This window comes from Bacillus sp. LSHTCR4, from assembly GCF_057197025.1.
Window position 1 is genome coordinate 543,403 of sequence record NZ_JBXUNO010000002.1, and the last position, 25,654, is coordinate 569,056.

Genomic DNA, 25,654 nt, shown 5'->3' on the forward strand with positions numbered 1-25,654 from the left:
CTTTTTTTCCGTTTGGACGTGATATTACAAGCTCTTTTTTCATACATATGGGATGAGAGGGGGTCTTTTGAGATGAAAAAATTAGAACAAATGAAGAATTGGTTAACGAAGCAAATAGACCTGCCAGTGGATGTGCTAATGGATCTACCTCGGATCACACTTGTTGGGCAAGTGCATATCTATATAGAAAATCATCGAGGGTTATTAGTGTTTTCAGATAAAGAAGTAAGATTGTTGTTAAAACATGGTCAATTATTGATTAAGGGGCAGTCCTTTGTTATTAAAACAATCCTTCCGGAAGAACTTTTGCTTGAAGGGATAATTGAGCAAGTGACGTTTTTAGAAGACGAAAAGAAAGAGAAGTGAGGGAAACTTCCGTATGTGAAGTTTTTCTTCTTTATTTTAATGATTTACCCCTACTATGTAGTTTATCCCGCTATTTATGGAAAATAAAACTCTTTATTTCATTTTCGTACGAGCTATTTTGCTAATTAAAGTGAAAAGTAGTGTGTCTACTTTTGGAAAGGTAGTGAAGGTAGTAGATGAAAAATAAATGGTTTATAAAGTGGCTTGGATATGTAAAGGTACGAATTGAAGGTAGAGGAGCGGAGCGGTTCGTTAACGAATGTGTGCGTAGAAAATTATTAGTTTGGGACGTTAAGAAAATCGCCGATGAAACGTTAGTCTTTTGTATGCTATTACGAGATGTGAAAAAAATAAAGCCGATTTATAGAAAAAATGAGTGTAAACTATATTTTATTGGGCGTTACGGTTTTCCATTTTGGAATAAGCGCTTAATTAAAAATAGTGGATTCTTAATTGGTTTTTTAATTTTCTTCTTTGGCATGATTGCATTATCGAATATGGTTTGGAAAATTGAAATTACAGGAGCGAAACCTGAAACAGAATATATATTGATGAAAGAATTGGACAAAATGGGTATTAAAAAAGGAAAATTACAATTCCAAATGCCTAGTGTAGAAGATGTACAACGTCATCTGACGGACAATATTAATGCGATTACTTGGGCAGGACTAGAAGTAAGGGGAACGACGTACCATTTTAAAATTGTTGAAAAAAATGAGCCGAAAAAAGAAAAAGAACAAAGGCCGCAAAATTTAGTAGCAAAAAAAGAAGCGATTGTTACAAAAACATTTGTTGAAATTGGAAAACCAGTCGTTTTAAAAAATGATCATGTAGAAAAAGGGCAGCTTCTCGTATCAGGGATATACGGTAATGAGGAGAGTCCAACGATTGTTTCGGCGAAAGGTATTGTATATGGAGAAACGTGGTACACATCAGAGGTGAATGTACCACTGAAGACACAATTTCAAGTATATACGGGAAATACTTATAATGAGCATTACCTTAAATTTGGGAGTACAAAAATAAAAATATGGGGATTTCAGCATGATAAGTATAAACGTTCTCGTACGGAAAGTGTAAAACATGATGTGAAATTATTTGGTTTTACACTGCCGATTGCATACGAAAAAGATATAGTGCGAGAAGAGGAAGAGGCGAACCGAGAATATACAGAAAAACAGGCAATGAAAGTAGCAAAAGAGATGGCTGAAAAAGAACTAAAGAAAAAATTGGATGAACATGCTATGATTGTAAGTGATAAGATTTTGAGTAAAGAGGTTGAGGCGGATCAACTAAAAGTCACATTGCATTATACTGTGATTGAAAATATTGCAGAGCCACAACCTATATCCGAATCCGATATTCAAGGAGACTGAGTAATGGCAGAACAATTAGTAGAAATGAACCAACAATTGGAAAATACTAACGAAGCAATCGCTCTTTTTGGAGTCAATGATGCTCATTTGAAAGTAATTGAACGGGAACTGAATGTATCGATTGTAACTAGAGGTGAAACTGTTCATGCATCTGGAGCAGTTGAAACTGTGACACTCGTAGAAAAAATCTTACAACAACTACTTGTTGTTATTCGAAAAGGTGTGTCAATTACAGAAAGAGATGTTGCGTATGCAATTCAGCTCGCACAACAAGGGAAAATTGCTCAATTTGAAGAGTTATATGAAGAAGAAATCTTTAAAACGGCAAAAGGTAAATCCATTCGTGTAAAAACGATGGGACAAAGAAGATATATTCATGCAATGAAGAAAAATGATATTGTATTTGGAATAGGCCCTGCCGGGACTGGGAAAACATACTTAGCTGTAGTAATGGCTGTAAGAGCTTTAAAGCAAGGGTATGTAAAGAAAATCATTTTAACGAGACCGGCTGTAGAAGCTGGAGAAAGTTTAGGATTTTTACCAGGTGATTTGAAAGAGAAGGTAGATCCGTACTTACGTCCATTGTATGATGCTCTGCACGATATTCTTGGACAAGAATATACGCAGCGTATGATGGAGAGAGGTGTAATTGAAATCGCGCCTCTTGCTTATATGAGAGGACGTACGCTCGATGATTCATTTGTTATTTTAGATGAAGCGCAAAATACAACGGGTGCACAAATAAAAATGTTTTTAACTAGATTAGGTTTTAGTTCTAAAATGGTTATTACGGGGGACCCTTCACAAGTAGACTTACCAAAAGGGGTAAAATCAGGGCTTACGCTAGCCGCTAACATTTTATCTGGTGTATCAGGTCTTTCATTCATTACATTAGAACAAACGGACGTTGTAAGGCATCCACTGGTGCAACGTATTATTGAGGCATATGATAAAATGGAATGATCCTATTTGTCAGGATCATTTCTTTTTGTATTAAGGTTGGCGAACGGCATATTTTTTACTATCATAAAAGATAAGAGAAATAAACTATAGGTACTGGTGTACAAAAATATTACCTAAAAGTATCGTTGGCTAGAAGAAATGAAAGCTATAAATAGTTTCACTTTATTTCTAGAGAGGAGAAGGTATTGAAATCATGTTAAGATCTCAAGAAATTTCTAAGTGGTTTCGTAATTTACAACATTCGAAAAAACTAAGTTGGATTTCTTACGTTTTATTAGGGGCAGTGCTGTTTTTTGCACTTATGAATAATGTGAAACCAGAGCAATTAGATGTTGAGATGTATTCTATTGCGAAAAAAACAATTCATTCTCCTATTAAAATTGAAGATAAGGTTATAACGGAAAGAAAAAAACAAGAGGCCGCTCAAAAAGTCGGGGATCAATATACATATAGAAGTGAATATAAACAAAATAGAGTAGATATTGTAAATGATGTTTTTGCTAAGGTGAATGAAGTAATTCAGGAAATGAAAGCTGCTGGACCTGAAGAGCAAAAAAAGATGACCGATGCGAATAAATTAGAAAAGTTGAAGAAGAAGTTGCCATCTAATTTAACGAAGGAATTATCGGATGAGAATTTATTATACTTTATTAATGCAGAACCGGATCAATTAGAATTAGCAAAGAATGCGGCTTTAACGTCTGTTAGCGTTATCATGGGTGGAAATATTAAAATGTCCGAAGAAATGGCAGCGAAAGAGCGATTTGTTAATGAAATGAAAAGCCTGAATGTGAATAGCGGATTGAAAGAAGCTGTGAATGCACTAGGATCATATGCGATTACAGCAAATTATTTCTATGATCCGGCTGTAACGAAAGAGAAGAAGAAAGCAGAAGAAGATTTAGTTCCACCTGTTTATATTCTTCAAGGACAAGTTATTGTTAGAGAAGGTGAAACAATTTCAAGTGATATGTATAATCAGTTGAAATTAGTCGGTTTATTAGAAAAAGGTAATAGTTTTCAGCCTTATGTTGGATTAGCGGTGCTCATTGGTGTGTTACTATACTTTATGCATAAACAGTTTGAAGTATTTTTACAGCGGAAAAGAGAAGACAAACCGTACATTTTAGCGTATATTACAATTTTGTCTATCACGATTGTTTTAATGAAAATTATTAGTTTGTTTCAAAAGCTTGAATATGCAGGAATTGCGTATGTTGTCCCAGTTGCGATGGGAACGATACTTGTAAAACTAATGATTGGCGATCGATTTGTATTTTTAACAAGTATGATTTTTTCTGTGTGCGGAAGTATTATGTTTAATGAAGGAGTAACAAGTACACTAAATTATAGTGTAGGCATTTATGTGTTATTAAGTTCATTATCAGTGAGCATTTTCTTAAGAGAAAAAAATCGTCGTACGATGATTTTACAAGCTGGTATACTCGTTTCAATCTTAAATGTAGTCGTCTTGGCGGCGTTATTATTATTACGTAATGGGAATTTTTCGCCTCTTGAAATTGGTACCCAATTATTAATGGCTTCCCTTTCAGGAATTATCTCATCCGTTTTGGCTATGGGGATATTACCATATTTAGAAAGTGGACTTGGAATTGTATCAAGTATGAAGCTTATGGAATTATCAAGTCCGAATCATCCGCTGTTGCGCAGAATTTTATTAGAAGCGCCAGGCACATATCACCATAGTGTAATGGTAGCGAATCTTTCTGAGGCAGCTTGTGAAGCAGTTGGAGCAAATGGTGTATTAGCGCGTGTAGGGGCGTACTATCATGATGTAGGAAAAACAGTACAACCACAATTCTTTATTGAAAACCAGATGGGAATTGAAAATCCGCATGATAAATTAGATCCTGTGACGAGTAAAGATATTATCATTGCTCATGTAACCGATGGAGTAAAGATGCTCGAAGAATACCATATTCCGCAAGAAATTATCGATATTGCTGGACAACACCATGGTACAACGCTCCTGAAATATTTTTATTATAAGGCGATTAAAGAAGATAAAGAAAAATATACAGAAGAGATGTTCCGTTATCCGGGATCAAAAGCAACTTCTAAAGAATCGGCAATCGTTGGTATTGCGGATAGTGTTGAGGCAGCGGTACGTTCTATGAATCACCCAACGCCAGATCAAATTAATAATTTAGTACAAAGTATTATTAAAGATCGCCTGCAAGATGGGCAATTTAGTGAATGTGATTTGACATTTAAGGAACTACAAATCGTTGGAAAAACGTTATGTGAAACGTTAAATGGTATTTTCCATTCGCGTATTACATATCCGGAACCACCGGAAGATAAGGAGAAAGAATGAGTTTATTAATTGATTTCATTGATGAAACAGAAGAAGTGAAAGAAGAGTATGTGAATTTAATTCGTGAGATATTAGGAAAAGCAGCTCAAATGGAAAAAATAGAGGATGGTGCAGAGTTATCAGTAACATTTGTAGATAACGAACGCATTCGCGAGATTAATCGTGATTACCGAGATAAGGATCAGCCTACTGATGTCATTTCTTTTGCTATGGAAGAAATGGGAGAAGGAGAAATGGAAATTGTAGGTGTAGAGATGCCGCGTATGTTAGGCGATCTTATTATTTCGATTCCGAGAGCGAAAGAACAAGCGGAAGAGTATGGACATTCTTTTGATCGTGAACTTGGCTTTTTAGCGTTACATGGCTTTTTACATTTACTTGGTTATGACCACATGACAGAAGAGGATGAAAAAGAAATGTTCGGAAGACAAAAAGAAATTTTAGAAGCATTTGGATTAGGACGATGAAAAAAGGAAAACTTATAGATAGTTTTGGGTATGCTATAGTCGGTATATTCTTTTGTCTTCGTCATGAACGAAATATGAAAATTCATTATGTAGCCGCAGTCATTGTTATATGCTGCGGCTTTTATTTCCATATTACGAAAGTAGAGTGGATGATATTACTTATTGTAATAGGAATTGTAATGAGCTTAGAGATGGTAAATACGGCTGTGGAAAAAACAGTAGATTTAGCGACTACCGATATACATCCGTTTGCGAAAGTTGCAAAGGATGTCGCAGCGGGAGCGGTTTTATTGTTTGCGATAATAGCCGTTATAATTGGTGCTATTATCTTTTTACCGTATGTGGTATAGTTGCATTCCAAAGCTTTTATTAAGCTTTGAAGGTGCCGTAAAGGCCTTTAATAAGAGAGTGTATCTATTCACAGCTGTGAACAGGAAGGATGCGGGAATATGAATAGTAAACAATTAATTCAAGAAGCAATCGAAGCGCGTAAACAAGCGTACGTACCATATTCTAAATTTCAAGTAGGTGCAGCATTATTAACACAGGATGGAAAAGTATATCGTGGATGTAATGTTGAGAATGCATCATATGGCTTATGTAACTGTGCAGAAAGAACGGCTTTATTTAAGGCGGTTTCTGAAGGAGATAAAGAGTTTGTAGCTATCGCGATTGTGGCGGATACAAAGCGTCCAGTACCTCCTTGTGGAGCATGTCGACAAGTTATGGTAGAATTATGTAAACAGGATACGAAAGTATACCTATCAAATTTACATGGTGACGTTCAAGAGACAACAGTCGGAGAATTGTTACCAGGAGCATTTTTAGCGGAGGATTTACATGAATAAAAAAGGTTATAAATCAGGTTTTGTCTCTATTATTGGCAGACCGAATGTTGGGAAATCTACATTTTTAAATCGTATTATTGGTCAAAAAATTGCTATTATGAGTGACAAGCCACAAACAACTCGTAATAAAATTCAAGGTGTATATACAGAAAATGATTCACAAGTAATTTTCATTGATACACCAGGAATACATAAACCTAAACATAAACTAGGCGACTTCATGGTGAAGATGGCGCAAACGACATTAAAAGAAGTTGATATCGTTCTGTTTATGGTTAATGCTGTTGAAGGCTTTGGTCGTGGTGAAGAATTCATCATCGAGAAGTTAAAAGAAACGAAACAACCAGTATTTTTAGTTATTAATAAAATTGACCAAGTTCATCCAGAACAATTATTAGAGTTAATTGATCAATATCGCAAACTACATGACTTTGCAGAGATTGTACCAATTTCTGCATTAGACGGTAATAATGTGGAATCGTTAATTGGAACAATTAAAAAGTATTTACCAGAAGGACCACAATACTACCCAGATAATCAAGTAACGGATCATCCGGAGAGATTTATTATTGCAGAGCTTATTCGTGAGAAAGTACTACATTTAACACGTGAAGAAGTGCCGCATTCTGTGGCTGTCGTTATCGATGCAATTCAAAAACGCGAGGGCGGGGCAGTTTATATTAATGCAACGATTGTTGTGGAACGTCCGTCGCAAAAAGGGATTATTATCGGAAAACAAGGGAAGATGTTAAAAGAAGTCGGTAAGCGAGCTCGTTTTGATATTGAAGCATTACTTGGTTCTAAAGTATTTTTAGAAGTATGGGTAAAAGTGCAAAAAGATTGGCGTAATAAAATGTCTCAGCTTCGTGACCTTGGTTTCCGCGAAGACGAGTATTAAAATAGAGTAAAGCTGTAATCAGCGGATGTTTTGTTCATCCGCTGATTATTGGTTTTTACGAGTTTTGATAAATTAGGAAAAATTTTTCTCACATGAAAATGGACAAAATGGGTCAATTTAATAACAACAAAGGAAATTGGTTTATAGGCTACGCTTATTGAGAAAGGTGGATTCTTATGCTAGATTTTACCTGGAAGTTTTTCTCCAAAACAGGAAGCATTGAGACGTATTTGCTTTTGAAAGAAATGGAAAAAGACGTAAACGATGAGATGGATCAACATGAAGAGGAGCTAGCGCATCTAGACTCTCCAATTTCTTGACCCGTTTTGTTCAAACCTTGGATGGTGACGAACATGTTTCAAAAAGTTGAGGGCATCGTTATCCGTACGACAGATTACGGAGAAACGAACAAGATTGTTACAATATTCTCAAGAGAATTGGGTAAGGTAAGTGCAATGGCAAGAGGAGCGAAAAAACCGAAAAGTCGGTTAGCATCTGTTTCGCAGCTTATGACACATGGTCATTTCCTTATTCAAATGGGATCTGGACTTGGAACTTTGCAACAAGGCGAGATTATTTCAACTATGAAAGAAATTCGCGAGGATATATTTTTAACTGCTTATGCATCATTTATTGTTGAGTTAACTGATAAAGCAACAGAAGATAAAAAACATAATCCATATTTATTTGAAATGTTATATCAAACGTTGCATTATATGTGTGAGGGTGTTGATCCAGAAGTATTATCATTAATTTATCAAACAAAAATGCTTCCGGTATTAGGGATGCGCCCATACTTTGATACATGTGCGATTTGTCATCAAGAAACAGATTTTGTCGCCTTCTCTGTTAGGGAGGGCGGTTTTCTGTGCTCACGTCATGCTGAGCAAGATCAGTATCGTATACCAGTGGGGGAAGCCGTTCATAAATTATTGCGTCTTTTCTACCACTTCGATTTACATAGACTTGGCAATGTATCAGTGAAGGATAGCACAAAAAAACAAATGCGTTTAGTATTGAATACATATTATGATGAATATTGCGGGATTTATTTGAAATCAAGACGTTTCTTAGAACAACTTGATAAGTTTCAAATATAATTTGGGGCCGTATACGGTCCTTTTTACATCCTTTCTTTTTCGAATAGCATATTTAGTATATAATATTTAAGAGATAGTATAACTTTTTTCGTTGTGCATTAAAGGTGGTGATTATCATAGAGCTGAATAAACGGCAAGAACATATCATTCAGATTGTAAAAGATCACGGTCCTATTACAGGGGAGTCAATTGCTGCGCAATTGGGGTTAACACGTGCAACGCTAAGACCAGACTTAGCAATTTTAACGATGGCTGGTTATTTAGAAGCACGTCCACGCGTAGGTTATTTTTATACGGGTAAAACTGGGGGGCAGTTATTATCTGAAGCTGTTAAGAAAATTAAAGTACAAGATTATCAATCTAGACCAGTCGTAATTGATAAAAATGTATCAGTATACGATGCGATTTGTACTATGTTTTTAGAGGATGTAGGTACATTATTCGTTGTAGATCAATCGACTCTATTAGTAGGTGTTGTATCTCGTAAAGATTTATTACGAGCTAGCTTAGGAAAGCAGGATTTAACCTCACTTCCGGTTAATATTATCATGACAAGGATGCCAAACATTGCGATGTGTCGTAGAGAAGATTCTTTATATGATATTGCGATGGAATTAATAGAAAGACAGATTGATGCGATGCCAGTTGTAAAAGATACGAAACAAGGTTTAGAAGTGGTTGGACGAATTACAAAAACAAATATTACACGTGCGTTTGTAAACTTAGTAAATAACGAATAAGTGTAATTTGTTTAAAGTGAGGTAATGTAATGGATAATAAAATCGTATATGTCGTATCTGACTCTGTAGGAGAAACGGCTGATTTGGTTGTTCGAGCAGCAATGGGGCAATTCCCATTTGCTCCTGATATTAGACGTGTACCGTATGTTGAAGATACAGGGACATTAAAAGAAGTGATTTCGATTGCTAAGAGCAATCAAGCACTTATTTGTTTTACGTTAGTAAAGCCTGACATGCGCCAGTATTTAGTGACAGAGGCTGCAAAAGAAGGTGTAGAGGCATATGATATTATCGGGCCTCTAATCGATCAAATTGAAGAAATTACAGGGCAAGTACCTAGATATGAGCCTGGTGTTGTTCGTAGATTAGATGAAGAATACTTTAAAAAGATTGAAGCGATTGAGTTTGCTGTGAAGTATGATGATGGTAGAGATGCACGTGGTATTTTAAAAGCAGATATCGTGTTAATTGGGATTTCGCGCACATCAAAAACACCACTTTCTCAATATTTAGCTCATAACAAACGTTTGAAAGTTGCCAACGTACCACTCGTACCAGAAGTAGATCCGCCTGAAGAATTATATCAAGTGGCTAAAGAAAAATGCTTCGGTTTGAAAATTACGCCAGAGAAGTTAAATCATATTCGAAAAGAGCGATTGAAATCACTTGGACTGAGTGACGGAGCAACATATGCCAATATTAATCGTATTAAAGAAGAGATTGATCACTTTGAGAATGTAGTTAGTAAAATAAATTGTCAAGTAATTGATGTATCGAACAAAGCGATTGAAGAAACAGCTAACATTATTGTGAATGCAGTGCAAAACCAAAAAATGTTTTAGCACATTTACCAAAGGTGAATGTGCTTTTTTCGCTCGTGAGAAACACAGTGCCTGCTGATTTCGTAATAGATGATAGCGAAGTGGTTATACTTATATTCTTCTGTCTTTTTATTATGTTAAAGTTAGGGTTTCGCTATCCTGAAATAGAAGATGAAAAAATAAAGGGATATGTAGCGTAGTTGAAGAAAATATATTATAATAAAAAATTGTGATAAAAACCTATATTTTACGTTTAGACTTTAATTTTTCAGAATAAACTAGGGATAGGATTTAAGAAAAGACATGTAATTACGTTAAATCGACAAAATCTATACAAGAAAACGCACATTATGGAAGGATTCGCAGAAGGGATGTAGAATACAGAAATATGCAAAACATCGATATGGTATTAGTTGGTGCAGATGCATATACTGTGAATGCTGAAAATGGTGCAAGTTGGAACGAGTTTCATGTCAAAATTTTGTTTGTCACATCGTATGCTCATCGTTTAAGGAAGTAGCAAGGGAATTTGGATCTATGTAGATGCTGAATAAGCAAAAGTTGATTTCTTTATATGTATCAACATGCAAAAGAAACAGATCTCGTGATCACATAGGATATCGTGCTTGCTAGTCTTCTTGTGAAAAAGTGCATATGTAGTGTCTCCATGAGGTACATTTGTAATAGATGAGCAAATGGATACAATTTTATATAGTAGGTACGTATCTGCGAAGTTACGCAGAAAAGAGTCTGCAAAATCGCTTGATAATATGATCGACAACACTTTCTAATAAGTTTAGAAAAAATATTGTCGAATTATAAAGGAATTTTTTAATTTATATCGAATACAAAATACGACACGGAGATGGAGTCATGGGGAACAGAATTCCTGAAGAAGTTGTTGAACAGATTCGAACATCATCCGATATCGTCGAAGTGATTGGTGAATACGTTCAACTTAGAAAACAGGGACGTAACTATTTCGGCCTTTGTCCGTTTCATGGTGAGAATTCTCCTTCATTCTCTGTTTCATCTGATAAGCAAATTTTTCATTGCTTCGGATGTGGAGAAGGTGGAAATGTATTTTCCTTTCTAATGAAAATGGAAGGGCTGGCTTTTACCGAGGCTGTTCAAAAGCTAGGTGAAAGAAATGGAATTGCGGTTGCAGAGTATACATCAGGGCAAGGACAACAAGAAGACATATCTGATGACACTGTCATCATGCAACAGGCTCATGAACTTTTGAAAAAGTATTATCATCATTTATTAGTAAATACAGAAGAAGGTAATGAAGCACTTTCGTATTTGTTAAAACGTGGTATTACAAAAGAGATGATTGAGAAGTTTGAAATTGGTTATGCGTCACCTGCTTGGGATGCAGCAACGAAAATTTTACAAAAAAGAGGTTTATCGCTGTCAAGTATGGAACAAGCTGGTCTTCTCATAAGAAGCGAGAAGGATGGTAGTCATTATGATCGCTTCCGTGGAAGAGTTATGTTTCCGATCTATACGTTACAAGGTAAAGTGATAGCGTTTAGTGGAAGGGCGTTAGGAGATGACACTCCGAAATATTTAAATAGCCCAGAAACACCGATCTTTCACAAAAGTAAATTGTTGTATAACTTCCACCAAGCAAGGCCGTTTATTAGAAAACGTGGGCAAGTGGTCCTTTTTGAAGGGTATGCTGACGTACTAGCTGCGGTAAAAAGTGGTGTGGAAGAAGCTGTTGCGACAATGGGAACAGCTTTAACTGAAGAACAAGCAAAACTTCTGCGACGTAACGTTGAAACTGTTGTTCTTTGCTATGATGGTGATAAAGCAGGGCGAGAAGCGACGATGAAAGCAGGGCAATTATTGTTGCAAGTTGGTTGCCAAGTGAAAGTTACATCCTTGCCAGATAAGCTTGATCCTGATGAATATGTGCAACAATATGGGACAACTGCTTTTGAAAATCTTGTGAAATCAAGTATAAGTTTTGTTGGTTTTAAAATAAATTATTTGCGTTTAGGGAAAAATTTGCAAGATGAGTCGGGCAAAGAAGAGTATGTGAAAAGTGTTTTAAAAGAGTTATCGTTGTTACAGGATGCGATGCAGGCAGAATCATATTTGAAGTCATTATCGCAAGAATTTTCGTATTCAATGGAAACACTTTTGAATCAATTGCACCAATATCGCAAAGAACAAAAGGTACAGCAAAAACAAGTAAAGCAGGTTTCTAAGCCGTCTCAAATTGTTCAAACAAAACCGAAGTTAACAGGTTTTGAAAGGGCAGAAAGAGAAATTATTTACCATATGTTGCAAAGTCCAGAAGTGGCTGTTCGTATGGAATCCCACATAGAAGATTTTCATACAGAAGAACATAAAGGGATTTTATATGAACTATACGCATATTATGAAAAGGGAAATGAACCTTCAGTCGGAACATTTTTAAGTTGGCTCTCTGATGAAAAGTTGAAAAATATTATTACTGATATTTCGACGGATGAATTTATTAATCCAGAATACACAGAAGAAGTGTTACAAGGCCATTTGGAGACGCTTAGACGTCATCAAGAAAAACTTGAAAAGATGGAAATCATCTTCAAGATAAAACAAATGGAAAAAACAGATCCTGTAGAGGCTGCTAAATATTATGTAGCATATTTACAAAATCAAAAAGCGAGAAAATAGCTTTTTTGATAAATTTTTAGTATAATGAATGTTTGTATCTCGCGTAAGGAGGGGAACAGATGGCTGACAAACCAGCTCGTTCTAAACAAATTGAAACTGAAATGACCCTTGAGCAAGTGAAAGAACAACTCACTGAGCTCGGAAAAAAACGTGGCGTTCTTACATATGAAGAGATTGCAGAACGCATGAATGGATTTGAAATTGAATCCGATCAAATGGATGAATACTATGAATATTTAGGTGAACAAGGGATTGACTTAGTTGGCGACAATGACAACGACGAAGGCCCTAATAATCGCCAAATAGCAAAATCGGAAGAAGAATTCGACCTCAATGATTTAAGTGTACCACCAGGGGTTAAAATCAACGATCCTGTTCGTATGTATTTAAAAGAAATTGGTCGTGTAGATTTACTATCTGCAGAAGAAGAAATTCGACTTGCAACGCGTATTGAAGAAGGCGATGAAGAAGCGAAACGTCGTCTTGCAGAAGCAAACTTACGTCTTGTAGTAAGTATTGCAAAGCGCTACGTGGGCCGTGGTATGCTTTTCTTAGACTTAATCCAAGAAGGGAATATGGGTCTAATTAAAGCGGTTGAAAAGTTCGATTATCGTAAAGGTTTCAAATTTAGTACGTATGCAACTTGGTGGATTCGCCAAGCAATTACACGTGCGATTGCAGACCAAGCAAGAACAATTCGTATCCCAGTTCATATGGTTGAAACGATTAATAAGTTAATTCGTGTACAACGTCAATTATTACAAGATTTAGGACGTGAACCATCTCCTGAAGAGATTGGTGAAGAAATGGATCTTGCTCCAGAAAAAGTACGTGAAATCTTGAAAATTGCACAGGAGCCAGTTTCTCTTGAAACACCGATTGGTGAAGAAGATGACTCCCATTTAGGTGATTTCATTGAAGACCAAGAAGCAACATCGCCTGCGGACCATGCAGCGTATGAATTGCTAAAAGAACAATTAGAAGATGTGTTAGATACACTAACAGATCGTGAAGAAAATGTTCTACGTCTTCGTTTTGGTTTAGATGATGGACGAACTCGTACGCTTGAAGAAGTTGGGAAAGTATTCGGCGTAACGAGAGAACGTATCCGTCAAATTGAAGCAAAAGCACTTCGTAAATTGAGACATCCAAGCCGTAGTAAGCGTCTTAAGGATTTCTTAGAATAGGCTACCTTTAAGTTTACTTCACCTTTGTGAAGTAAACTTTTTTATTTTGTTAATTTTTGTTAAACTTTAGCTGTCAGCAACGATTACAATTTCTTGTAATTTATTTTACAGAATTGTCTTTTGATTTGCAAATGCTCATTTTTCGATTTTTCGATTAATTTTGTTTATTTTATACAAAAATATATGTAGAAAAGTGAAAAATATGATGAGAAACGTTAATAATTATCGAAATAATAAGCGACATAACAATAAAAAACAATAAACTGAATTTATGGAATATTTTTAACGATTAGTAGTTTACTCTTTTCTGATAGAGCGTTTTCAAGTACAATGGAAATGACTGAATCATCTAACTATTTAGGGGTATAGAGGGGGGAGAAGAGATATGAAACGTAATCCGCTGATTCCGTTCGCTCTTATTGCAGCATTGGGTATTATCGTTATGTTTGTATTTTCATTTCAGGGGCTAAATAAATCTAAAGAGTTAGCTGATGCAAAAAATGGTGGGAAGCCAGCACAAACAGCATCCAAGCCAGAGGATATTGTGAAGCAAAGCTGTACGAGCTGCCACGGTGATCAGTTACAAGGGGCGGTAGGACCTAATTTACAAAAAATTGGTGGAAAACTTTCAAAGGATGAAATTAAAGAAATTCTTTCGAAAGGAAAAGGGAATATGCCTGCCAATATAGTTCCAGCTGATCAAGCCGCTAAAGTAGCTGATTGGTTATCGAAGAAAAAATAAAGTTCCGTATGACAAGCCTTTTGCTTATGCAAAGGGCTTGTTTTTCTATATTTTCTAAAATACGATGAATGATAGAGATGTGAATTGTTGTTATGGGCTTGCAACAACTACTATAAATTCATTATCATGGAGACAGACTGACAAGAGAAGGAGTAATGGAAATACATGAATGAAGTAAAGCTTTCAAAACGATTAGAAGAAGTTGTGCGTGAAATACCAGTAGGATCTACAGTTGCTGATATTGGATCGGATCATGCGTATTTACCGTGTTATACAATTATAAATAATATTGCTACAAAAGCAGTTGCAGGAGAGGTTGTAGATGGACCGTTTCGCTCTGCCCAAGCAACTGTAGCTGAAAGTGGTTTACAAGATAAAGTAGATGTGCGTAAGGGGAATGGATTAGCTGTTATCGCACCAGGAGAAGTAGATGTAATTACGGTTGCCGGAATGGGCGGAGCGTTAATTCGTGATATTTTAGAAAGTGGTAAAGAAAAATTAGAAGGTGTAACACGTTTAATTTTGCAGCCGAATATTGCAGCACATCACATTCGCGAATGGTTTATTGAGAATGGATGGGAGCTTATCCATGAAAAAATCGTAAAAGAAGATGGGAAAATTTACGAGATTCTAGTAGGGGAACGAGGAGATATCGCGGTTCCTTATTCTGAAAATAAACAGGTTGAATTGTTTATGGGACCATTTTTAATAAAAGAAAAAAGTGAAGCTTTCGTTGAAAAGTGGGAAGGAGAATTAAAAAACTTCCAAAATATTTTAAAGCAGTTAGAACGTGCGGCTGATTCTGAAGAAACAAAAGCGAAGCGTGCGGAAGTAGAAGCGAAAATGAAAATGATAGGGGAGGTTTTATCATGAGTAAAATTCCAAATGGCCATGAAATTATTTCTTTGTTTGAAAGTATGTATCCGAAGCATTTGGCTATGGAAGGAGATAAGATTGGCCTGCAGATTGGAGCGCTTAATAAACCCGTGCAGCACGTATTAATTGCGTTAGATGTAACGGAAGAAGTTGTGGATGAAGCAATTCAATTAGGAGCGAATGTCATTATTGCGCATCACCCTTTAATTTTTAACCCGCTAAAAGCGATTCATACAGATAAGGCATATGGGAAAATTATTGAAAAGTGTATGAAAAATGATATTGCAATCTATGCCGCACATACAAATGTGGATGTTGCTAAGGGCGGGGTAAATGATTTACTTGCTGAGGCGTTAGGGTTGCAAAATACAGAAGTTTTGGCACCGACATATGCGGAAGAAATGAAAAAAATTGTTGTGTTTGTGCCTGAAACTCATGCAGAAGAAGTAAGAAAAGCATTAGGAGATGCAGGTGCTGGTCATATCGGCAATTATAGCCACTGTACGTTTAGTAGTGAGGGTACAGGTATGTTTATACCTCAAGAGGGGACAAATCCTTATATCGGGGAAACTGGACAGTTAGAACGCGTAGAAGAAGTGCGAATCGAAACGATTATTCCAGCTTCATTACAGCGAAAAGTGATTAAAGCAATGGTAACGGCACATCCATATGAAGAAGTAGCATATGATGTGTATCCACTTGATAACAAAGGTGAAACATTAGGGCTTGGAAAAATAGGATATTTACAAGAAGAAATGACACTTGGACAGTTTGCAGAACATGTAAAGAAATCATTAGATGTAAAGGGTGCACGAGTTGTTGGAAAATTAGATGATAAAGTGCGTAAAGTAGCTGTACTTGGTGGCGATGGTAACAAATACATCAATCAAGCTAAATTTAAAGGAGCGGATGTATATGTAACGGGTGACATGTATTATCATGTGGCTCATGATGCGATGATGCTCGGTTTAAATATAGTTGATCCAGGACATAACGTTGAAAAGGTAATGAAGCAAGGTGTACAAAAGCAATTACAAGAAAAAGTAGATGCAAAGAAACTGAATGTAAACATTCATGCTTCACAGTTACATACAGATCCATTTACATTTGTATAAGAAAAATAAAAACCGTTGCTCATATAGGCAACGGTTTTTATTATTGTTCTTTTTTCACTTTTACACGAGGTAATATTTTTTGTAACGGTACTTTTCGGACTCTCTCCCATGTAGCGGGATTCATTGGGTCATATTGTTCTAAGAAAGCGATAACCTCTTTTGTAATTGGTGTTGGAGTAGAAGCACCTGCTGTAACAGCTACGTTTTCTACACCTTGTAGCCATTCTAATTTGATTTCACTTACGTCTGCAACGCGGTATGCTTTCGTACCAGCGATTTCTTGTGATACTTGTGCTAAACGGTTTGAGTTATTACTTTTCGGATCACCAACAACAATTGTTAAGTCTGCAACATCAGCTTGTTTGGCAACCGCTTCTTGGCGAACTTGAGTTGCTAAACAAATTTCCTTATGGAACTCTGCTGTTGGGAATTTCTTCTGAATGTCCTCCATTAAATGTTGAACATCCCATTGGCTCATCGTTGTTTGATTTGTAACTAAAATTTTATCCGTTGGAATTTCTAATGTTTTTAAATCATCGGCTCTTTCGATAAGATGAACGATATCAGGTGCGATACCAACTGCGCCTTCTGGTTCTGGATGATTTTTTTTGCCGATATAAATGACATGGTAACCTTCAGCTTTCTTTGCTTCAATAAGGTCATGTGTTTTTGTAACATCTGGGCAAGTGGCATCGATTGTTGTTAAACCTTTTTCTTTTGCACGTTGTTTAACTTCTGGAGAAACACCGTGTGCAGTGAAAATAACAGTACCAGAATCGATTTTATCTAAAATGTCTAATCGACTTGGACCATCTAATGTGATGATGCCATCTTCTTCGAATGCATCTGTTACATGTTTGTTGTGAACAATCATACCTAAAATATAAATAGGTCTTGGTAATGATGTATCTAATGCGGCGTTACGTGCAATAACCATCGCGTCCACAACACCGTAGCAATAACCACGAGGGGAAATTTTAACAATTTTCATATGAGTAATCCTCTCCTTCTAAACAAGGGATACTTTTGTGCATAGTCCTTTACATTATAAAGGAGGAGTGGATAGAAAACAAAGGATTGTTACACATATAGTTTTGGTTTTGTTGCTATTTTTTGAACAGGCTCCTCTCGTACTTCTTTTTCAATGACTGGCTCAATCACCATTTTTTTTCTTTTTCTTTTTTTTGGTGGAGGAGGTGGAGTTGCTACCTCAACCTTTTCTGTTACGTCTTCAGCTTGATCTTCGGTTGGATTTTCTTCCGTACTTTTTCCGGAGGTGAGGATTTTAACAATGCTTGGTAGGTTACGCATAATGGGACCGTACTGTTCGACGACAGGGCTTACAGATTGAACGACTTGTGATACTTTTTCGATATTATTTATCATATTAGTTGGATTCGAAATTAAATTCGAAAAAAAACTACCGATGCCGCTACTTGATGCGGCTGTAGTTGCTGCACCGTCGCGCGTTTCGTTTGATTCATACATTTGAGGGGGAATCATTTGCTCGGGATGCTGCTGCATGTATGGTTGATATTGCTGTTGGTATTGCTGTTGCTGTTGATATTGCTGTGGGTAATGTTGTTGATATTGCTGTCGATATTGGGGTGGCGGTTGCTGGTGCATCATTGGCGGCGGTCCTTCCATTTGTCGATAAGGCGGAACCATTTGCATGAAAGATTCGGTTGGATCGTGTTTTTTAAAGAGTTTAGCGAGAAACCCTTTCTTTTTTTGTGCCATTGGTGGTAGTTGTGGAATTGGATATGGTGTATAAGGTTGTTGCCTTGGATTCGGATACATTTGCCTCATGGGGGATTTTGGAAACATGTGAGAAATCCTCCTTTCTTCAGTTAGGTATATACACATACAATATGCAATAAGTGGGAAGAAGGTTAGTTTTTGAAGTAAAAACCTAAACTAAAGATGGATTTTACTTGTAGATTTCGATATAATGTAGACTTGACTGATTTGTGCGCGCAGTAGAAATTTAGAAAGAAGGTGTAACTTATGACACAACAAACTTTTACACAGTATGATTTTAAACCATTTTTAATAGATGCAGTTCGTGAACTACGCTTTACAGAGCCGACAGGAATTCAACAGAAAATTTTCCCGGTCGTGAAAAAAGGTGTAAGTGTAATTGGACAATCCCAAACAGGTTCTGGGAAAACACATGCATACTTACTTCCTACATTGAACAGAATTAACCCAGGTCGTGAAGAAGTACAACTTGTTATTACAGCGCCTACTCGTGAGTTAGCACAACAAATTTACGAAGAAATCGTGAAATTAACAAAGTTCTGTGAGGAAGATCAAACGATTACAGCGCGTTGTTTAATTGGTGGAACTGATAAACAACGATCAATTGAAAAGTTGAAAAAACAGCCTCATATTGTAGTTGGAACACCAGGACGTATTAAAGACTTAGTAGAAGAACAAGCACTGTTTGTTCATAAAGCAAATACGATTATTGTCGATGAAGCAGACTTAATGCTTGATATGGGATTCATTCATGATGTAGACAAAATTGCAGCACGCATGCCTAAAAACTTGCAAATGTTAGTTTTCTCTGCAACAATTCCCCAAAAACTAAAACCGTTTCTGAAGAAATACATGGAAAATCCAGAGCATATTCATATTAATCCAAAACAAGTTGCGGCTGGAAATATTGAGCATTATTTAGTGCCTTCTAAACATCGTAACAAAATCGATTTAGTGAAAAGAATGTTGCTACAATTTAAACCGTATTTAGCAGTTGTTTTCACGAATACGAAGAAAATGGCGGATCAGGTTGCTGACGGATTAACGGAACGTGGCTTAAAAGTTGGACGAATTCATGGTGATTTATCACCTCGTGATCGTAAAAAAATGATGAAACAAATTCGTGACCTTGAATTCCAATATATTGTTGCAACTGATTTAGCAGCACGTGGTATCGATATTGAAGGAATTAGTCATGTTATTAACTACGAACTTCCATCAGATTTAGATTTCTTCGTTCACCGCGTTGGAAGAACAGCACGTGCAGGCCATTCAGGTATTGCAGTGACAATTTATGATCCAGCAAATGAAGAAGCGTTAGATAGTTTAGAAAAACAACGTCATATCGAGTTTAAACATGTAGATTTACGCGGAGATGAGTGGGCGGATTTAGGTGAACGTCGTCGTCGTAAGAGCCGTAAAAAACCAAATGATGAACTTGATGTTATGGCAACGAAAGTTGTTAAAAAACCGAAAAAAGTAAAACCAAACTATAAACGTAAACTTGCAACAGAACGTGACAAAGTGAAGAGAAAATATAGCAACAAAAAAAGATAAGGGATTTCCCTTATCTTTTTTTATCCAGCGATTTGTGAGAGTCGTAATCAATATGGATAGAAAATATGGATTAAAGTTTCACATAATCTAGATAATGTAAATGAAGAGTATAGTCTGTTTAAATAGTCATATAAATTTGTGTAATGCGTTTTTTGTGAACAAACAATTCACTACATATTTCTACAAATTATGCTATCATTATATCTATTGTATATTGAAGAGGTGATTGTATGTTAAAGATTGGATCTCATGTTTCCATGAGTGGTAAGAAAATGTTATTAGCAGCAAGTGAAGAGGCTGTTTCATACGGTGCAACGACGTTTATGATTTATACAGGTGCACCGCAAAATACACGAAGAAAACCAATTGAAGAATTGAACATAGAAGCAGGAAGAAAACATATGGAACTAAACGGTATTGAGGAAATTATCGTACATGCTCCATATATTATAAATGTCGGAAATACGACGAAGCCAGAAACATTCCAATTAGGTGTAGACTTCCTTCGCATGGAAATTGAAAGAACATCAGCGTTAGGTGTAGCAAAACAAATCGTCCTTCACCCAGGTGCGCACGTTGGTGCAGGAGCGGATGCTGGTATTCAACAAATTATTAAAGGGCTGAATGAAGTATTAACACCAGACCAGACGGTTAACATTGCGTTAGAAACGATGGCAGGAAAAGGAACAGAATGCGGCCGTAGCTTTGAAGAAATTGCAAAGATTATTGATGGTGTAAAATATAATGAAAAACTATCCGTATGCTTTGATACGTGCCATACGCACGATGCAGGATATGATATCGTAAATGACTTTGACGGTGTATTAAACGAATTTGATAAGATTGTTGGTATCGATCGTTTACAAGTACTTCATATTAATGATAGTAAAAATGTACGTGGCGCAGGAAAAGACCGTCATGAAAATATCGGTTTCGGTCATATCGGTTATAAAGTGTTGCATCATATTGTGCATCATCCGCAGTTAACGCACGTACCAAAAATTCTTGAAACACCATATGTAGGTGAAGATAAAAAAGATAAGAAGCCACCATATAAATTAGAAATCGAAATGCTGAAAAATGGTACTTTTGATGAAGGGCTTCTTGAAAAAATTAAAGCGCAATAAGCAATAAGGAGGGGATATCCCCTCCTTATTTTAGTAGTTGCTGAAATAAAGTATTTACTTGTTGGGCGGTAGCAGGGGAGGTTACTTTTGCTATTTGTTTTAAGAGCTCTAGTCTTTCGTCATTATCGTAAATGTTAATATTCTTTCCTTTCATAAGTACAACAATTTTATCAGCTTGCGCAGTTGTAATTGGAACTTCATATTCTTTACTATATTTCAATAACTCTTTTGTAGAAATATGATTTAATTTTTTATTTACCAGTTGTTTAATGAGGTTCATCGAGTTATCCTCCTTCACAAGTTCTTCTATCGAAATATATGAGTACATAGCTTGTACATATTCGTATAGAGTTACTTTTTTCATGAGAAAAAGAAGCGTATGTTATAATATAAGGACAAAACTATAGAAAAGAGTATAGGGAGGACTTATGGAGCAAAAGCAACATCGAAAAGAAAGTGTTATCCATCTTATGTATCGTTTAGTTATGATTATTTTTGGGGCAGCATGCGCAGCAGTAGCGATTGAATTATTTTTAATGCCAAATAAAATTATTGATGGTGGAATTATTGGTATTTCTCTTATATTAGATTATCTTACTCCTAATATTTGGTGGTTAAGTTTCTCTACTTTGGTCGTTATTCTCAATATCCCGTTTATGTATTCGGGTTATAAGCAAATTGGAAAAACGTTCATGCTATCTTCGGCGTTCGGTATTGTAGCTTTAGCGTTTATTGAATCAACGTTACATGCTGTTCCGCCATTTACAACAGAGCCAATTTTAGCTACAGTGTTTGGTGGTCTTATTTTAGGTCTTGGTGTAGGGCTCGTTATTCGTCATGGTGGATCAATGGACGGAACAGAAATTATGGGTATTTTATTAACGAAGAAATTACCTTTCTCCGTAGGCGAATTTGTAATGTTTGTGAACTTATTCATTTTTGCATGGGCAGCATTTGTATTTGGTGTTGAACAAGCGATGTATTCTGTTATGACGTACTACATTGCATTCAAAACAATTGATACAGTCATTCAAGGTTTAGATGAAACGAAAGCTGTTTTAATTGTATCAGATCAATATGAGGAAGTATCAAATGCGATTTTGCATCGTCTTGGTCGTGGAACTACAAAGCTTGTAGCGAAAGGCGGTTACACGGATAAAGAAAAAGAAGTTATTTATGCAGTGGTAACACGTCTAGAAGTAACAAAGTTAAAATCAATTGTGTATGAAATTGATGCGAATGCGTTTGTTACGATTATGAGTACACAAGAGACCAATGGTGGTAAGTTTAAATCGGCTATTCACTAAAAAATTAATTATAATATCTTTTGAAAGCAGAGAATTTTTCTCTGCTTTTTGTTATAATAGTAAGGTTTCTTGAAAAAGTAGATATATTTTAGGCAGATTGGTTTACAACTATAATAAGCTGTACTATAATTCAAATAGATATAAATCGGAATCATTCTGAATTAAAATAGGTGAGATGCTATGAACAATATATTAGAAATAGAAGGATTGTCATTTCGATATGAAGATCGAAATGTGTTAGAAGATATAAATTTGCAAGTTCCGAAGGGAGCTTTTTTAGGTTTAGTTGGGCCAAATGGTTCAGGAAAATCCACTTTGCTAAAATGTTTATTAGGCGTGTTAAAGCCAAAACAGGGAAGCATTCGTTTGTTTGGTGTTGATAGTAAGAAGTTTAAAGAATGGAACAAAGTTGGTTATGTGTCGCAAAAGGCAAATAGCTTTAATTCTGGTTTTCCGGCAACTGTGTTTGAAGTTGTGTCAATGGGACTCGTTTCGAAAAAAGGGCTGTTTCGCTTTTTTACGAAAAATGATAAGAAAAAGGTAGAAAAAGCGATTGCTGATGTAGGGATGAGTGAGTTTCAAGGACGTAATATCGGGGAACTTTCTGGTGGACAACAACAGCGCGTATTTATTGCTCGTGCGCTCGTTAGTGATCCTGAATTACTTATTTTGGACGAGCCCACTGTTGGAATCGATGTGAAGAATGTAGAAAGTTTTTATGAGATATTAGAGGATTTAAACAAAAGGCTAGGAATCACATTAATTCTCGTTACGCATGATATGGGAGCTGTTACCGAGAAAGTAACACATGTTGCATGCTTAAACAAACATTTACATTTCCATGGAAATGTAGAAAAGTTCCGAGAGTTAGAAGATGCAGAAATGTCCGTCTTATATGGACATCATGTTCATCGTTTAGAACACGAGCATGAGCATCATGGGAGGATATAATGATACAAGATTTTTTACAATATGACTTTTTACGTAACTCTTTATATGCAGGGATTTTAATAGGACTTGTTGCGCCGCTTATCGGTGTATTTGTTGTTATTCGCCGCATGTCGCTTATTGCGGATGCATTAAGCCACGTGACATTATCGGGTATTGCGGCAAGTTTACTACTAGAAAAAACAATTTTCACAGGGGGATTTTTAAATCCGTTATATATGGGGATGATTTTTTCTATTGGTGGGGCGTTACTTATTGAAAAATTACGTACTGTATATAAACATTATCAAGAATTAGCAATTCCAATTATTCTTTCAGCAGGAATGGGGATTGGCGTTATTTTTATTTCACTTGCAAATGGATTTAACACAGATTTATTTAGTTATTTATTTGGTAGTGTAAGTGCTGTAACAAGTACGGATTTAATAATTATCGGCATTGTAGCAATTGTTGTTATTGTAACGATTACTTTATTATACAAAGAGTTATTTTTACTATCTTTTGATGAAGAATACGCTGTATCAACCGGTTTGAGTGCGAAGTGGATTCATTTTATTTTCATTATATTGGTTGCTCTTGTCATTGCAGTATCAATGCGTGTAGTAGGGGTTCTTCTCGTATCATCATTAATGACATTACCAGTTGCAGCAAGTATTCGTATTGCAAATGGATTTAAACAAACAATTTTCTTCTCCATTTTATTTGGTGAAATTGCAGTAATTGGTGGAATGTTTGCTTCGTATCAACTGGATCTAGCGCCAGGTGGTACAATTGTTATGATAGCAGTTCTTATTTTAATTGGTGCGATTTTATGGAAGAAGAAAAAAACTGCATAAAGTAGGGATAGATATGAATCTAACAGAAGCTTTACGCCTAATGAAAGATAAAGGATACAAACATACTGGGAAAAGGGAAGAAATGCTGAGGTTATTTGCAGCTCACAATCGCTATTTAACGGCGAAAGACGTTTTAGAGCATATGAAGGATGATTATCCAGGTCTTAGCTTTGATACGATTTATCGTAACTTAACGGTGTTTGCTGAAATCGGTGTTTTAGAACAAACGGAATTAAACGGTGAAAAACATTTTCGTTTTACATGTTCTATTATGGAACATCATCATCATTTTATTTGTTTAGATTGCGGGGGGACGAAAGAGATTACTTCCTGCCCAATGGATTTTATGAATAAAGATTTTAACGGTTATGAAGTAACAGGTCATAAGTTTGAAATATACGGACGTTGTCCGAAATGTGCAAAGTAAAAGCTCGTTAGTTCTATAACTGACGAGCTTTTTTACGTAGAAAAGAAGGTTGCTCACAAATATTGTGGGCAACCTTCTTTTTATTGTTCTTGTGTTTCTTTTTCTTTTTCTCGTTCAGCAGCCATCTCAGCAGCAATTACGTCGATTTCTTTTTTTAGTTCTTCTACCATTATTTCTTCTGGTACTTTACGAACAACTTGCCCTTTACGGAATAATAATCCTTCTCCGCGTGCACCGGCAATACCGATATCAGCTTCACGAGCTTCACCAGGGCCGTTTACAGCGCAGCCAAGTACTGCAACTTTAATTGGTACTTGCAGTGTAGAGATGTACTCTTCCACCTCGTTAGCGATGCTAATTAAATCAATTTCAATACGACCGCAAGTTGGACAAGAAATAAGTGTTGCTGCATTAGACGCAAGGCCGAATGACTTTAATAGTTCACGCGCAACTTTTACTTCTTCAACTGGGTCAGCACTTAATGAAATACGTAGTGTATTTCCGATACCTTTATTTAAGATTGCTCCAAGACCAGCGGCACTTTTTACAGTTCCGGCAAATAATGTTCCAGATTCTGTGATACCTAAATGTAATGGATAATCAAAAGCACGTGCAGCTTTTTCGTATGCTTCAATTGCTAAGTTAACATCAGAGGCTTTCATAGATACGATAATATCGTGGAAATCTAAGTCCTCTAAAATTTTAATGTGATGTAGGGCGCTCTCGACCATACCATCTGCAGTTGGGTATCCGTACTTTTCTAAAATGTGACGTTCTAATGAACCTGCGTTTACACCGATACGGATTGGAATACCGCGTTCTTTTGCTGCATTTACAACAGCTTCTACTTTATGGCGACGACCAATGTTACCTGGATTGATACGTACTTTATCAATGCCACCTTCAATTGCTTTTAAAGCAAGGCGATAATCAAAATGAATATCAGCAACAAGTGGAATGTTGATTTGTTTTTTAATATCAGCAATAGCATTTGCTGCGCGTTCGTCTGGAACAGCAACACGCACGACTTGACAGCCAGCTTCTTCTAAACGTTTAATTTCAGCAACTGTTGCTTCAACATCATGTGTTTTTGTTGTTGTCATACTTTGTATAATTAATTCATTATTACCGCCAATTGTTAAATTACCGACTTTAACTGGACGTGTTTTTGTACGATGAGTCAT

General features: G+C 36.2%; 28 protein-coding genes. 24 read left to right on the top strand and 4 right to left on the bottom strand.

The genetic code is table 11. The features are described 5' to 3' along the window. Window positions 1–72: 72 nt before the first annotated feature. The 18 genes from yqfC to AC2CGR_RS16580 all read left to right on the top strand — a co-directional run bounded on the left by yqfC (window position 73) and on the right by AC2CGR_RS16580 (window position 16,507). The gene (gene yqfC / locus AC2CGR_RS16495) at window positions 73–366 is read left to right on the top strand and encodes a sporulation protein YqfC (protein WP_000732265.1); all 294 of its coding nucleotides are present in this window, start codon (window positions 73–75) and stop codon (window positions 364–366) included. A 176-nt stretch (window positions 367–542) separates the two neighbouring features. Further along, window positions 543–1,742 (top strand): sporulation protein YqfD, encoded by a 1,200-nt coding sequence (gene yqfD, locus AC2CGR_RS16500; protein ID WP_087965951.1) that lies wholly within the window; start codon window positions 543–545, stop codon window positions 1,740–1,742. Between the two features lie 3 nt (window positions 1,743–1,745). Beyond that, on the top strand, window positions 1,746–2,705 hold the full coding sequence (locus tag AC2CGR_RS16505) for a PhoH family protein (protein WP_000840516.1): 960 nt from the start codon (window positions 1,746–1,748) through the stop codon (window positions 2,703–2,705). A 193-nt stretch (window positions 2,706–2,898) separates the two neighbouring features. Beyond that, on the top strand, window positions 2,899–5,043 hold the full coding sequence (locus AC2CGR_RS16510) for an HD family phosphohydrolase (RefSeq protein WP_484481004.1): 2,145 nt from the start codon (window positions 2,899–2,901) through the stop codon (window positions 5,041–5,043). Further along, on the top strand, window positions 5,040–5,510 hold the full coding sequence (gene ybeY, locus AC2CGR_RS16515) for an rRNA maturation RNase YbeY (protein ID WP_000054692.1): 471 nt from the start codon (window positions 5,040–5,042) through the stop codon (window positions 5,508–5,510). Before AC2CGR_RS16510 ends, ybeY begins: the two co-directional genes overlap by 4 nt. Next, entirely contained in the window at window positions 5,507–5,860 is a 354-nt protein-coding gene (locus tag AC2CGR_RS16520; protein ID WP_078417922.1) for a diacylglycerol kinase family protein, read from the top strand. The genes ybeY and AC2CGR_RS16520 overlap by 4 nt, the downstream gene beginning before the upstream one ends. 99 nt (window positions 5,861–5,959) lie before the next feature. Next, entirely contained in the window at window positions 5,960–6,358 is a 399-nt protein-coding gene (locus tag AC2CGR_RS16525; RefSeq protein WP_001086294.1) for a cytidine deaminase, read from the top strand. Next, entirely contained in the window at window positions 6,351–7,256 is a 906-nt protein-coding gene (gene era, locus AC2CGR_RS16530; RefSeq protein ID WP_087965953.1) for a GTPase Era, read from the top strand. The genes AC2CGR_RS16525 and era overlap by 8 nt, the downstream gene beginning before the upstream one ends. Window positions 7,257–7,432: 176 nt before the next feature. Then, window positions 7,433–7,576 carry a YqzL family protein gene (locus tag AC2CGR_RS16535; RefSeq protein WP_000883924.1) on the top strand — a complete coding sequence of 48 codons (144 nt, stop codon included), beginning with the start codon at window positions 7,433–7,435 and terminating at the stop codon, window positions 7,574–7,576. A 33-nt stretch (window positions 7,577–7,609) separates the two neighbouring features. After that, complete coding sequence (gene recO / locus AC2CGR_RS16540; RefSeq protein ID WP_000487010.1) at window positions 7,610–8,356, top strand: DNA repair protein RecO; 747 nt, start codon at window positions 7,610–7,612, stop codon at window positions 8,354–8,356. Window positions 8,357–8,463: 107 nt separating this feature from the next. Beyond that, window positions 8,464–9,096, top strand: a complete 633-nt coding sequence (gene ccpN, locus AC2CGR_RS16545; protein WP_000583759.1) for a transcriptional regulator CcpN — start codon at window positions 8,464–8,466, stop codon at window positions 9,094–9,096. 29 nt (window positions 9,097–9,125) lie between these two features. Then, the gene (locus AC2CGR_RS16550) at window positions 9,126–9,938 is read left to right on the top strand and encodes a pyruvate, water dikinase regulatory protein (protein WP_000368943.1); all 813 of its coding nucleotides are present in this window, start codon (window positions 9,126–9,128) and stop codon (window positions 9,936–9,938) included. 367 nt (window positions 9,939–10,305) lie between these two features. Next, window positions 10,306–10,437, top strand: coding sequence for a hypothetical protein (locus AC2CGR_RS16555; protein ID WP_087965954.1), 132 nt, complete (start codon window positions 10,306–10,308; stop codon window positions 10,435–10,437). Window positions 10,438–10,790: 353 nt separating this feature from the next. After that, on the top strand, window positions 10,791–12,587 hold the full coding sequence (gene dnaG / locus AC2CGR_RS16560; RefSeq protein WP_000528216.1) for a DNA primase: 1,797 nt from the start codon (window positions 10,791–10,793) through the stop codon (window positions 12,585–12,587). Between the two features lie 59 nt (window positions 12,588–12,646). Then, window positions 12,647–13,774 (top strand): RNA polymerase sigma factor RpoD, encoded by a 1,128-nt coding sequence (gene rpoD, locus AC2CGR_RS16565; RefSeq protein WP_000764060.1) that lies wholly within the window; start codon window positions 12,647–12,649, stop codon window positions 13,772–13,774. Between the two features lie 385 nt (window positions 13,775–14,159). Then, on the top strand, window positions 14,160–14,516 hold the full coding sequence (gene cccA / locus AC2CGR_RS16570) for a cytochrome c550 (protein WP_000828141.1): 357 nt from the start codon (window positions 14,160–14,162) through the stop codon (window positions 14,514–14,516). Between the two features lie 165 nt (window positions 14,517–14,681). Further along, entirely contained in the window at window positions 14,682–15,389 is a 708-nt protein-coding gene (locus tag AC2CGR_RS16575) for a tRNA (adenine(22)-N(1))-methyltransferase (RefSeq protein WP_087965956.1), read from the top strand. Further along, entirely contained in the window at window positions 15,386–16,507 is a 1,122-nt protein-coding gene (locus AC2CGR_RS16580) for a Nif3-like dinuclear metal center hexameric protein (protein ID WP_000036225.1), read from the top strand. The genes AC2CGR_RS16575 and AC2CGR_RS16580 overlap by 4 nt, the downstream gene beginning before the upstream one ends. A gap of 40 nt (window positions 16,508–16,547) precedes the next feature. On the opposite strand, the gene AC2CGR_RS16585 is transcribed toward AC2CGR_RS16580, so the two are convergent. Further along, complete coding sequence (locus AC2CGR_RS16585) at window positions 16,548–17,498, bottom strand: 4-hydroxy-3-methylbut-2-enyl diphosphate reductase (protein ID WP_000706669.1); 951 nt, start codon at window positions 17,496–17,498, stop codon at window positions 16,548–16,550. Between the two features lie 89 nt (window positions 17,499–17,587). Beyond that, entirely contained in the window at window positions 17,588–18,334 is a 747-nt protein-coding gene (gene vrrA / locus AC2CGR_RS16590) for a VrrA/YqfQ family protein (RefSeq protein WP_087965959.1), read from the bottom strand. Between the two features lie 180 nt (window positions 18,335–18,514). Here vrrA and AC2CGR_RS16595 point away from each other — a divergent pair, with 180 nt between their 5' ends. Beyond that, a complete protein-coding gene (locus AC2CGR_RS16595) occupies window positions 18,515–19,825 on the top strand; it encodes a DEAD/DEAH box helicase (protein ID WP_131100743.1) in 1,311 nt (436 codons plus the stop codon). Window positions 19,826–20,055: 230 nt separating this feature from the next. Then, a complete protein-coding gene (locus AC2CGR_RS16600) occupies window positions 20,056–20,952 on the top strand; it encodes a deoxyribonuclease IV (protein ID WP_484481005.1) in 897 nt (298 codons plus the stop codon). A gap of 25 nt (window positions 20,953–20,977) precedes the next feature. Here the strand turns inward: AC2CGR_RS16600 and AC2CGR_RS16605 are convergent, their stop codons facing one another. Continuing rightward, a complete protein-coding gene (locus tag AC2CGR_RS16605; protein WP_071726639.1) occupies window positions 20,978–21,232 on the bottom strand; it encodes a DUF2624 domain-containing protein in 255 nt (84 codons plus the stop codon). Window positions 21,233–21,380: 148 nt separating this feature from the next. Between AC2CGR_RS16605 and AC2CGR_RS16610 the strand changes: the two genes are divergently transcribed. From AC2CGR_RS16610 to AC2CGR_RS16625, 4 genes are all read left to right on the top strand, one after another. Continuing rightward, window positions 21,381–22,259, top strand: a complete 879-nt coding sequence (locus AC2CGR_RS16610) for a YitT family protein (protein WP_000435966.1) — start codon at window positions 21,381–21,383, stop codon at window positions 22,257–22,259. A 180-nt stretch (window positions 22,260–22,439) separates the two neighbouring features. Then, window positions 22,440–23,210 (top strand): metal ABC transporter ATP-binding protein, encoded by a 771-nt coding sequence (locus AC2CGR_RS16615; protein ID WP_001059652.1) that lies wholly within the window; start codon window positions 22,440–22,442, stop codon window positions 23,208–23,210. After that, window positions 23,210–24,043, top strand: coding sequence for a metal ABC transporter permease (locus AC2CGR_RS16620; RefSeq protein ID WP_000613823.1), 834 nt, complete (start codon window positions 23,210–23,212; stop codon window positions 24,041–24,043). Before AC2CGR_RS16615 ends, AC2CGR_RS16620 begins: the two co-directional genes overlap by 1 nt. Window positions 24,044–24,056: 13 nt before the next feature. Then, window positions 24,057–24,470 (top strand): Fur family transcriptional regulator, encoded by a 414-nt coding sequence (locus AC2CGR_RS16625; RefSeq protein WP_001054512.1) that lies wholly within the window; start codon window positions 24,057–24,059, stop codon window positions 24,468–24,470. A gap of 80 nt (window positions 24,471–24,550) precedes the next feature. On the opposite strand, the gene ispG is transcribed toward AC2CGR_RS16625, so the two are convergent. Continuing rightward, complete coding sequence (gene ispG, locus AC2CGR_RS16630) at window positions 24,551–25,654, bottom strand: flavodoxin-dependent (E)-4-hydroxy-3-methylbut-2-enyl-diphosphate synthase (protein WP_002194540.1); 1,104 nt, start codon at window positions 25,652–25,654, stop codon at window positions 24,551–24,553.

Coding starts and splice junctions, on each gene's coding strand:
- AC2CGR_RS16600 (WP_484481005.1), top strand. CDS start 20,056: ATGTTAAAGATTGGATCTCATGTTTCCATGAGTGGTAAGAAAATGTTA.
- AC2CGR_RS16520 (WP_078417922.1), top strand. CDS start 5,507: ATGAAAAAAGGAAAACTTATAGATAGTTTTGGGTATGCTATAGTCGGT.
- ispG (WP_002194540.1), bottom strand. CDS start 25,654: ATGACTCATCGTACAAAAACACGTCCAGTTAAAGTCGGTAATTTAACA.
- AC2CGR_RS16610 (WP_000435966.1), top strand. CDS start 21,381: ATGGAGCAAAAGCAACATCGAAAAGAAAGTGTTATCCATCTTATGTAT.
- AC2CGR_RS16510 (WP_484481004.1), top strand. CDS start 2,899: ATGTTAAGATCTCAAGAAATTTCTAAGTGGTTTCGTAATTTACAACAT.
- AC2CGR_RS16535 (WP_000883924.1), top strand. CDS start 7,433: ATGCTAGATTTTACCTGGAAGTTTTTCTCCAAAACAGGAAGCATTGAG.
- AC2CGR_RS16555 (WP_087965954.1), top strand. CDS start 10,306: ATGCAAAACATCGATATGGTATTAGTTGGTGCAGATGCATATACTGTG.
- recO (WP_000487010.1), top strand. CDS start 7,610: ATGTTTCAAAAAGTTGAGGGCATCGTTATCCGTACGACAGATTACGGA.
- AC2CGR_RS16585 (WP_000706669.1), bottom strand. CDS start 17,498: ATGAAAATTGTTAAAATTTCCCCTCGTGGTTATTGCTACGGTGTTGTG.
- AC2CGR_RS16575 (WP_087965956.1), top strand. CDS start 14,682: ATGAATGAAGTAAAGCTTTCAAAACGATTAGAAGAAGTTGTGCGTGAA.
- rpoD (WP_000764060.1), top strand. CDS start 12,647: ATGGCTGACAAACCAGCTCGTTCTAAACAAATTGAAACTGAAATGACC.
- AC2CGR_RS16620 (WP_000613823.1), top strand. CDS start 23,210: ATGATACAAGATTTTTTACAATATGACTTTTTACGTAACTCTTTATAT.
- yqfD (WP_087965951.1), top strand. CDS start 543: ATGAAAAATAAATGGTTTATAAAGTGGCTTGGATATGTAAAGGTACGA.
- yqfC (WP_000732265.1), top strand. CDS start 73: ATGAAAAAATTAGAACAAATGAAGAATTGGTTAACGAAGCAAATAGAC.
- vrrA (WP_087965959.1), bottom strand. CDS start 18,334: ATGTTTCCAAAATCCCCCATGAGGCAAATGTATCCGAATCCAAGGCAA.
- AC2CGR_RS16595 (WP_131100743.1), top strand. CDS start 18,515: ATGACACAACAAACTTTTACACAGTATGATTTTAAACCATTTTTAATA.
- AC2CGR_RS16605 (WP_071726639.1), bottom strand. CDS start 21,232: ATGAACCTCATTAAACAACTGGTAAATAAAAAATTAAATCATATTTCT.
- AC2CGR_RS16525 (WP_001086294.1), top strand. CDS start 5,960: ATGAATAGTAAACAATTAATTCAAGAAGCAATCGAAGCGCGTAAACAA.
- dnaG (WP_000528216.1), top strand. CDS start 10,791: ATGGGGAACAGAATTCCTGAAGAAGTTGTTGAACAGATTCGAACATCA.
- era (WP_087965953.1), top strand. CDS start 6,351: ATGAATAAAAAAGGTTATAAATCAGGTTTTGTCTCTATTATTGGCAGA.
- cccA (WP_000828141.1), top strand. CDS start 14,160: ATGAAACGTAATCCGCTGATTCCGTTCGCTCTTATTGCAGCATTGGGT.
- AC2CGR_RS16550 (WP_000368943.1), top strand. CDS start 9,126: ATGGATAATAAAATCGTATATGTCGTATCTGACTCTGTAGGAGAAACG.
- ybeY (WP_000054692.1), top strand. CDS start 5,040: ATGAGTTTATTAATTGATTTCATTGATGAAACAGAAGAAGTGAAAGAA.
- AC2CGR_RS16580 (WP_000036225.1), top strand. CDS start 15,386: ATGAGTAAAATTCCAAATGGCCATGAAATTATTTCTTTGTTTGAAAGT.
- AC2CGR_RS16625 (WP_001054512.1), top strand. CDS start 24,057: ATGAATCTAACAGAAGCTTTACGCCTAATGAAAGATAAAGGATACAAA.
- AC2CGR_RS16615 (WP_001059652.1), top strand. CDS start 22,440: ATGAACAATATATTAGAAATAGAAGGATTGTCATTTCGATATGAAGAT.
- AC2CGR_RS16505 (WP_000840516.1), top strand. CDS start 1,746: ATGGCAGAACAATTAGTAGAAATGAACCAACAATTGGAAAATACTAAC.